10 protein-coding genes and 1 tRNA gene are annotated in these 7,262 nt (G+C 60.8%); 4 read left to right on the top strand and 7 right to left on the bottom strand.

The genetic code is table 11. The annotated features are described in order from the left end of the window. Nucleotides 1–71: 71 nt before the first annotated feature. The 6 genes from RBB39_RS21240 to RBB39_RS21215 form a co-directional block, all read right to left on the bottom strand. Complete coding sequence (locus RBB39_RS21240) at nucleotides 72–707, bottom strand: cytochrome c oxidase assembly protein (protein WP_083970215.1); 636 nt, start codon at nucleotides 705–707, stop codon at nucleotides 72–74. A 15-nt stretch (nucleotides 708–722) separates the two neighbouring features. After that, on the bottom strand, nucleotides 723–2,354 hold the full coding sequence (gene ctaD, locus RBB39_RS21235; RefSeq protein WP_045991505.1) for a cytochrome c oxidase subunit I: 1,632 nt from the start codon (nucleotides 2,352–2,354) through the stop codon (nucleotides 723–725). A gap of 211 nt (nucleotides 2,355–2,565) precedes the next feature. Beyond that, nucleotides 2,566–3,684, bottom strand: coding sequence for a cytochrome c oxidase subunit II (gene coxB, locus RBB39_RS21230; RefSeq protein WP_083970216.1), 1,119 nt, complete (start codon nucleotides 3,682–3,684; stop codon nucleotides 2,566–2,568). Nucleotides 3,685–3,813: 129 nt separating this feature from the next. Next, nucleotides 3,814–3,987 carry a DUF2970 domain-containing protein gene (locus RBB39_RS21225; protein WP_083970217.1) on the bottom strand — a complete coding sequence of 58 codons (174 nt, stop codon included), beginning with the start codon at nucleotides 3,985–3,987 and terminating at the stop codon, nucleotides 3,814–3,816. A 75-nt stretch (nucleotides 3,988–4,062) separates the two neighbouring features. Continuing rightward, nucleotides 4,063–4,791: an LrgB family protein gene (locus RBB39_RS21220; protein ID WP_045991506.1), complete on the bottom strand. Its 729-nt coding sequence runs from the start codon at nucleotides 4,789–4,791 to the stop codon at nucleotides 4,063–4,065. Continuing rightward, the gene (locus RBB39_RS21215; protein ID WP_045991507.1) at nucleotides 4,791–5,144 is read right to left on the bottom strand and encodes a CidA/LrgA family protein; all 354 of its coding nucleotides are present in this window, start codon (nucleotides 5,142–5,144) and stop codon (nucleotides 4,791–4,793) included. The genes RBB39_RS21220 and RBB39_RS21215 overlap by 1 nt, the downstream gene beginning before the upstream one ends. A gap of 205 nt (nucleotides 5,145–5,349) precedes the next feature. Between RBB39_RS21215 and RBB39_RS21210 the strand changes: the two genes are divergently transcribed. The 3 genes from RBB39_RS21210 (at nucleotide 5,350) to RBB39_RS21200 (ending at nucleotide 6,782) form a co-directional block, all read left to right on the top strand. Then, nucleotides 5,350–5,426, top strand: a tRNA-Pro gene (locus tag RBB39_RS21210). 554 nt (nucleotides 5,427–5,980) lie between these two features. Beyond that, nucleotides 5,981–6,340, top strand: coding sequence for a hypothetical protein (locus RBB39_RS21205; protein WP_045991613.1), 360 nt, complete (start codon nucleotides 5,981–5,983; stop codon nucleotides 6,338–6,340). 220 nt (nucleotides 6,341–6,560) lie between these two features. Further along, a complete protein-coding gene (locus tag RBB39_RS21200; protein ID WP_045991614.1) occupies nucleotides 6,561–6,782 on the top strand; it encodes a hypothetical protein in 222 nt (73 codons plus the stop codon). On the opposite strand, the gene RBB39_RS21195 is transcribed toward RBB39_RS21200, so the two are convergent. Next, nucleotides 6,760–6,990, bottom strand: a complete 231-nt coding sequence (locus tag RBB39_RS21195) for a hypothetical protein (RefSeq protein ID WP_306169389.1) — start codon at nucleotides 6,988–6,990, stop codon at nucleotides 6,760–6,762. The genes RBB39_RS21200 and RBB39_RS21195 overlap by 23 nt on opposite strands. 2 nt (nucleotides 6,991–6,992) lie before the next feature. On the opposite strand from RBB39_RS21195, the gene RBB39_RS21190 reads away from it, so the two are divergent. Further along, complete coding sequence (locus RBB39_RS21190) at nucleotides 6,993–7,127, top strand: hypothetical protein (protein ID WP_275041598.1); 135 nt, start codon at nucleotides 6,993–6,995, stop codon at nucleotides 7,125–7,127. The last annotated feature ends 135 nt before the right edge of the window (nucleotides 7,128–7,262 follow it).

Genomic DNA, 7,262 nt, shown 5'->3' with positions numbered 1-7,262 from the left:
CATCACGCCCATGGCCAGGGAACCGAGGATCGGCCACTTGCTGGTCGCGGGTACGTAGTAGCTGCCACCACTCATGCTTCACCTCCTGGATCTTCGCCAGACGCCGGTCGGCGTCCCTTGTCACTGCCCGGTGCGCCGTCGGCCACCGTCGCCACCGCCACGTCCGGTCCCTGGTCCTGCGGGTAGAGCGTGTACACCAGGGTCACGGTCTTGATCTCTTCGGGGAGATCGCGGGTCAGTTGAAACACCAGTGGCGCCTCGAAGCTCTCCCCCGGCGCCAGCCGTTGATTGTCGAAACAGAAACAGGCCAGCTTGCGCAGATGTAACGACGCCGGAGATGGGGTCACGCTGGGCACCGCCCTTGCCACCAGCGCCTGGTCACCCAGATTGCGAAAGGTGAAATACACCTCCGTGCTCTGCCCTGGGTGAACCCGAACCTGGCGACTGTGGGCCTCCAGCTTCCACGGCAGTCCCGCACTGCCACGAGTCACGAACTGCATCGTCACCGTGCGTTCGGTATCGACCTCTTCGTGCACCAGCGTCTGAGCGCTGGTCGAGGTCTTGCCGTTGAGCCCCGTCACCTGGCAGAAGACGTCATACAGCGGGACCAGGGCAAACGCGAAGCCAAACATCCCCGCCAGCACCACCAGAGTCTTCACCACGGTTCGTCGAACCTGGGGACTGCGATCCTCGACGACGTCCGTCATGGCGACACTCCCGACTCAGTGCTCCACCGGCCGATACTGGGGCGGGTGCTCGAAGGTATGCAGAGGCGCCGGGCTCGGCACCGTCCATTCAAGATCCTCGGCGCCATCCCAGGCCTTGGCCGGCGCCTTCTTGCCGCCCCGCACGCACATGATCACGATGACCACGAACAACAGCTGCGAGAAGCCGAACATGAAGGCACCGATACTGGAGAGCATGTTGAAGTCGGCAAACTGCAACGAGTAGTCGGGAATCCGTCGCGGCATGCCGGCAAGCCCTGAAAAGTGCATCGGGAAGAAGGTCAGATTGACCCCGATCATCGACAGCCAGAAGTGCCACTGGGACAGCCGCAGGTGCGGGTAGTGGCCGGTCCACTTGGGCAGCCAATAGTAGACCCCCGCCATGATCGAGAACACCGCGCCGGGCACCAGCACGTAGTGAAAGTGCGCCACCACGAAGTAGGTGTCGTGGTACTGGAAGTCCGCCGGCGAGATCGCCAACATCAGCCCCGAGAAGCCACCGATGGTAAACAGCACCACAAAGGCGATGGCGAACAGCATCGCCGGCTCGAAGCTGATCGAACCCCGGAACAGGGTGGTGATCCAGTTGAACACCTTCACCCCGGTCGGCACTGCGATCAGCATGGTGCTGTACATGAAGAACAGCTCCGCCACCAACGGTAACCCCACCACGAACATGTGGTGTGCCCACACCAAAAACGACAGGATGGCGATGGAAGCGGTGGCGTAGACCATGGAGGCATAGCCGAACAGCCGCTTGCGGGCGAACGTCGGAATGATCACCGAAACGATGCCGAAAGCCGGCAGGATCATGATGTAGACCTCGGGATGCCCGAAGAACCAGAACAGATGCTGGAACAGCACCGGATCACCACCGCCACCGGCATTGAAGAAGCTGGTGCCGAAGTTGATGTCCATCAGCATCATGGTAACCACCCCGGCCAGCACCGGCATTACCGCGATCAGCAGGAAGGCGGTGATCAACCAGGTCCAGACGAACAGGGTCATGTCCATCAGGCGCATGCCCGGTGCGCGCAGGTTCAGGATGGTGGCGATGATATTGATCGCCCCCAGGATCGAGCTGATACCGGCGATGTGCAGCGACAATATAAAGAAGGTGGTGGACGGCGGCGCGTAGGTGGTGGACAGCGGCGCATAGAAGGTCCAGCCGAAATTCGGCGCCCCACCCGGCATGAACAACGTACTCAACATCAGGGTAAAGGCGATCGGCAGCAGCCAGAAGCTGAAGTTATTGAGCCTCGGCAACGCCATGTCCGGCGCCCCGATCTGCAGCGGCACCATCCAGTTGGCCAGCCCAACGAAGGCCGGCATCACCGCGCCGAACACCATGATCAGGCCATGCATGGTGGTCATCTGGTTGAAGAACTCGGGCTGCACCAGCTGAAGACCGGGCTGGAACAATTCGGCCCGCACCACCAGCGCGAAGACCCCACCGATCAGAAACATGGTCAAGGAGAAGATCAGATAAAGGGTACCGATCTCCTTGTGATTGGTGGTCAGTACCCAGCGCATCAGACCGCCTGGGCGATAGTGATGCTCGTCGTGTCCCGCCGAGCTGGCCTCGGAGGCCGACGACTCGAGTCGATGCTTGGGAGGCAGTGACGCCATGGCGAAGATCTCCCCTGTTGGCCGCCTGCCTGACTCTTGGCGGGCGTCGATGGTGCGTTCAACGTGACTCCTGAGAGCCCCCGGTTGCTCGGACTGGTCGTTCGTCGACCATCCCTTGTTCGCTATTCCCTTGCTCGTTCATCTCTTGTGCTTGCATTTCCCGGCACCTGAACGGCTGCTCCAATCGCGATCCCGACAGCCGTTCGTCCGGCTACTCGGACAGCATGTCGGCGATATCGGCCGGCTGGGTCACCTCGCCTGTCTCATTACCCCAGGCGTTGCGTTCGTAGGTGATGACGGCGGCGATCTCCACCGGATTCAGGGTGGTGCGGAAGGCCGGCATGGCGGTACCCGAGACACCATTGACGACGGTATCCAGATGGCGCTCCGGCTCGTCCAGCAGTGCCTGGTTGCCCGCCAGCGCCGGGAAGGCAGGCGGCAGGCCACTACCATCGACCTGGTGACAGGAGGCGCAGATGGAGCCGTAGACCTGCTCGCCACGCTCCATCAGTTCGTCCATGGACCACTCGCGATCCACCCCCTGGGCCTCCTGGGCAGCAGCGGCCTTGCGCTCGGCCAACCAGGTATCGAACTGCTCCTGCTCGACCGCCTCGACCACCACTGGCATGAAACCGTGATCCTTGCCGCAGAGTTCCGCGCACTGGCCGCGATAGATGCCGGGCTCGTTGATGCGCACCCAGTTTTCGTTGACGAAGCCTGGCACCGCGTCCTGCTTGACCGCCAGTTCGGGCACCCACCATGAGTGGATGACGTCGTCGGCGGTCAGCAGCAGGCGTACCTTCTTGCCCACCGGCAGCACCAGTGGTTCATCGACTTCGAGTAGATAGTTTTCCCCCTTCTCGCTCTCGCCGGAGATCTGCTCGCGGGGGGTCGCAAGGTTGGAAGTAAAGTCGACATCTTCACCCAGGTAGCTGTAGTGCCAGCGCCATTGCTGGCCGGTCACCATCACATCCAGGTCGGCGTCGGAGGCGTCGTACATCTTCTTGAGCGTGGCGGTAGCCGGCACTGCCATGCCGACCAGAATGAGCAACGGCAGGGCCGTCCAGATCACCTCGACGGTGGTGTGCTCATGGAACTTGGCGGCCTTTGCGCCCTGGGAGTGACGATAGCGGAACAGCGAGTAGAACATGGCGCCGAAGACCACCACGCCAATGATCACGCAGATCCAGAAGATCGTCATGTGCAGCGAATACACCTCACGACTGACGTCCGTCACCCCGACCGGCATGTTCCAGTCGGACGCCTGGAGGTGCCCTCCGAGTCCTGCGAACAGCGTTCCCGCAGTCATCCACACATGCCGCATGCGCATCGATGCCTCCTGGAGCTCGTTGTTATCTTGTTCGCTCGCCAATGGCTCGAGTATAGAAGAGCCTGGTCACTGCCCCGCCTGTAGCGGGCCGAGCCGTCAACGCAAGACGCCACCCTGCCAACGGGTCACTCAACCCGCCGCCAGGGTGGCGATCACGATCAGAATCACGACAAACAGCACCCCCATGAGGATGCCTACGACGATAAAGCTGGACGCCTTGCCGGTGGTGAAGTCTTCCTGACGCCGGGACTCGCGTTGCACGCCGAAAAACGCGGCGAGTACCGACTTGATGGTCTTCCACATCTTGACCTCCGGCCCAATCCCTTCGCTTGACCATAGTTCAGCCGGAGACAATTTGCGTTGCGCATTAGACGAAGGTCAGAGTCCGAATATCGCCACAATCAGCGGCAGCAAAAAGGCGGTGATCAAGCCCGTCAGCCCCATGGCAAGGCCAGAGAAGGCGCCGGCCATGGCTCCCAGCTTGGCGAACGCCTGGGCCGTACCAAAGCCGTGGGCGGAGAGCCCCATGGTAAAACCCTGGATCACCGGGTCCTTGATGCCGAGTAGACGAAAGATGAACGGCCCCAGCGCACAGCCGATGGAGCCGGTAATCAACACAAGCCCCGCCGCCAGTGACGGAATACCGCCTATCTTCTCCGCCACCCCCATGGCGATGGGCGACGTTACCGAGCGCGGCGCCAACGACAGCACGGTTTCTGGCGCCGCCCCGAACAACAGCGCAATGCCAAGGGTCGAGGCCACCGCGGTCACGATACCCGCGCCGCAAGCTACCAACAGCGGCAGCAGTAACTGACGCACCCGCTCGCGATGGTCATACAGCGGGATGGCCAGCGCCACCGTGGCGGGCCCCAGCAAAAAGTGGATGAACTGGGCGCCCTCGAAGTAGGTGGCGTAGTCGATCCCGGTGACCAGCAGGAAGGAGATGATCAGGGCAATACTCAGGGTTACCGCGTGAAGCAGCGGCGTGCCGCCCAGCCACTTGTTGATGCGCACCGCCAGGGCGAAGGCCAACAGCGTGACCAGCAGCGACAACAGCGGATTGCCAGACAGATAGACCCATAGCTCATCGAGTTCGGCCACATCCATTACTGACCTCCCCGGCGAGCAGCCAGCCTTGCCATGACCCAGGCGGTGACCGCCAGGGTCAAGGCCGTGGACAGCACCAGCGTCGCCGCAATGGCGAGCCAGTCATCGGCGATCAGGCGGCCATGCACCATCAACCCGACACCCGCAGGCACAAACAACAGCGTCAGGTAACGCAGCAGACCTTCCCCTGTCGTACGCAGGCTCTTCGGCACCTTGCCGCGAATCGACAGCCCGATCAGCAGGATCACCATTCCGATCACCGGCCCGGGTATCGGTAACGTCAGCCCCCGCGCGATCAACTCGCCGGCGAACTGACACGCCAGCAGTAGACTCATCCCCAGAATCAGCGGCATTCCCTGGTCCTCCTCGTGTCCCATTGCCTACCATTAGTGTGTCAGAGCACGGACAAAGTGGGCAGCGCTGACGCCCGGGGCTGGTCAATTTCCAACCAATTGAAATAAAAGCGCAAAAGGGGCTTTTCATTTTGAAATGAACGCGCTAGTATACGCCTCGTCTTCGGGGGACAGGCCAGACGGTCACACAACCCGTAGGCCAAGTCGGAGCGTGGCGCAGCTTGGTAGCGCGTTGCAATGGGGTTGCAAAGGTCGCAGGTTCGAATCCTGTCGCTCCGACCACTGAATTCAAGAATGACGGTCACCTTGCTCATCAGAGCGGTGGCCGTTTTTCGTCGTTTTCGCCCCCCCCTTCTCATCGCATCGAGTTCACACGTGGGCACCGCCTGAACTGACCCCACTCCGCTTTTTACTCCGCTATCGACAGCACTACCTCCTGCACTATCCACTCGGCCCACTTGCTACTTTCACCCTTCTCGCTTTGTCCTCCTCGTGGCGTCGTTACATCGCGCTGTCTGGAGCCGATACCCCTGCGGGACCCAGGCTGCTACCGCGACCTGCGCTCAGTGCCTCTATACCGCCAGCCGCCGCATCGAACGGTCACCGTAAAGTGCTGGCGATCGGATACTACCAATGCTATATATTAGCCTGCTCTTATTCGACAAATGATTGAATTCTCTGGCGTTTCATACCCGACATCTGCCGGCCAGCGGATACAAGGCAGCAGACGGGGTAGACCTGCTCGTCTCGAGCAGCCGCCAGGGCGAGCAGGAATGGCCGGCAGGAAATCGACGCACAGCAGTGGCTGCGTCTCACGACACCAATCAGGAACTGACATGAACTACCGACTGATGTTTCAGCTTACGGACTCCCTGAACACCAAGTCCCTCGAGCCACTGTTGCTGAAACCCACGCCACTGGAAATGCCGGAGCACCAGATCGACTCCTTGCAGGAAGTTCCAGCCACCGATGATCTGATCGAGCTCCCCTTTACCGCAGAAGAAGGCGAAAAAACCAGCCTGGTCTATGTGCAAGGCAGGGTTGTCTCCACCAAGAAGACCTTCACCATCTCCGATGGTGGTGAAAGCGCCAGGTGCCTGGTGACCTGCTTCATCGAACCCAATCGCGTGGTGCAACAGGGCACAGGCGAGCTGATTCTCGAACCCACCATCAACAACATCGATGAGATGCTCTGATCTGCGATGCAGCAGGCCGTCGGCAGCGCCTGCAGGATTACAGGTGCGCCGACGGCCTTTCTTCGACGCCCTGAAGGCGCGCAGCCAGGCGAGTCACTATCTCGTTGTAGTCCCTGCGAAGACCACCGGCACAACGTCGCCGACATCACCGGCAGGAAGATGTCGTCAGTGGTGCTCCGGCAGTTCCTGCAACACCAACCACGACCACCAGAGGACGCTTATGCCCAACAAGACCACTGCGGTCGTCCAGTGGATACGGCGTGAGGCTGGGCCGCTGCTGGTTGCCAGCATCTTCCCGCTGCTGCTGATCGTCTACTTTTTCAAGGAAGGTTTCTCGATCAAGGTGCTGGCGCTGTTTCTCGCCCTTCCGCTGGTGGTCTATCTGTCGCTGAGTGTCGCTATCTGGCTGTGGTTCGTGGTCAGAAACCGAGACTCTCGATAAGGACTCCGGGATCGCTGCCGCTCAGCGCGGGCAGGAGGTACTGATCTGCAAGAACGGGAAGCCGGTCGCGCGCTTTGAAGCACTGAAAGATCAAGGACTTGATCTGGATGAGCTCTACGGACTGACCAAGGGTCGTATCGAGGCGAAGGCTGGCTGGGATGCTCCGCTGGAAGAGGACGTCATCGAAGCGTTGTTTGATGGAAATCATCCATGAAGCGCTACCTGCTCACTATCGATCTTTGGCTCTGGCCGACTGAATGGCTGCCCGCCGATGGCCTGATAAAGCGCTACGACCCGGAACGCCGCTATATCGCCCCGGTCGATGAACTGTTGCCATCTCGGTAGTGCTCGGCAAGACGCCCCTCGGCCGAGGCCGACATTTGCTCACTCCCATCGAAACGCCTCTTCATCACAGACGAAGCCTACCTTGCGATGTTGGTCTATAGATGATGCCCGTCTACGACCAGACACGGTGGTCAT

Origin of the sequence: Halomonas sp. MMSF_3323 (assembly GCF_030733595.1) — a bacterium.
GTDB lineage: Bacteria > Pseudomonadota > Gammaproteobacteria > Pseudomonadales > Halomonadaceae > Halomonas > Halomonas litopenaei.
This window is presented reverse-complemented; position numbering and strand designations above follow the sequence as displayed.

Coding starts and splice junctions, on each gene's coding strand:
- RBB39_RS21240 (WP_083970215.1), bottom strand. CDS start 707: ATGACGGACGTCGTCGAGGATCGCAGTCCCCAGGTTCGACGAACCGTG.
- ctaD (WP_045991505.1), bottom strand. CDS start 2,354: ATGGCGTCACTGCCTCCCAAGCATCGACTCGAGTCGTCGGCCTCCGAG.
- coxB (WP_083970216.1), bottom strand. CDS start 3,684: ATGCGCATGCGGCATGTGTGGATGACTGCGGGAACGCTGTTCGCAGGA.
- RBB39_RS21225 (WP_083970217.1), bottom strand. CDS start 3,987: ATGTGGAAGACCATCAAGTCGGTACTCGCCGCGTTTTTCGGCGTGCAA.
- RBB39_RS21220 (WP_045991506.1), bottom strand. CDS start 4,791: ATGGATGTGGCCGAACTCGATGAGCTATGGGTCTATCTGTCTGGCAAT.
- RBB39_RS21215 (WP_045991507.1), bottom strand. CDS start 5,144: ATGCCGCTGATTCTGGGGATGAGTCTACTGCTGGCGTGTCAGTTCGCC.
- RBB39_RS21205 (WP_045991613.1), top strand. CDS start 5,981: ATGAACTACCGACTGATGTTTCAGCTTACGGACTCCCTGAACACCAAG.
- RBB39_RS21200 (WP_045991614.1), top strand. CDS start 6,561: ATGCCCAACAAGACCACTGCGGTCGTCCAGTGGATACGGCGTGAGGCT.
- RBB39_RS21195 (WP_306169389.1), bottom strand. CDS start 6,990: ATGATTTCCATCAAACAACGCTTCGATGACGTCCTCTTCCAGCGGAGC.
- RBB39_RS21190 (WP_275041598.1), top strand. CDS start 6,993: ATGAAGCGCTACCTGCTCACTATCGATCTTTGGCTCTGGCCGACTGAA.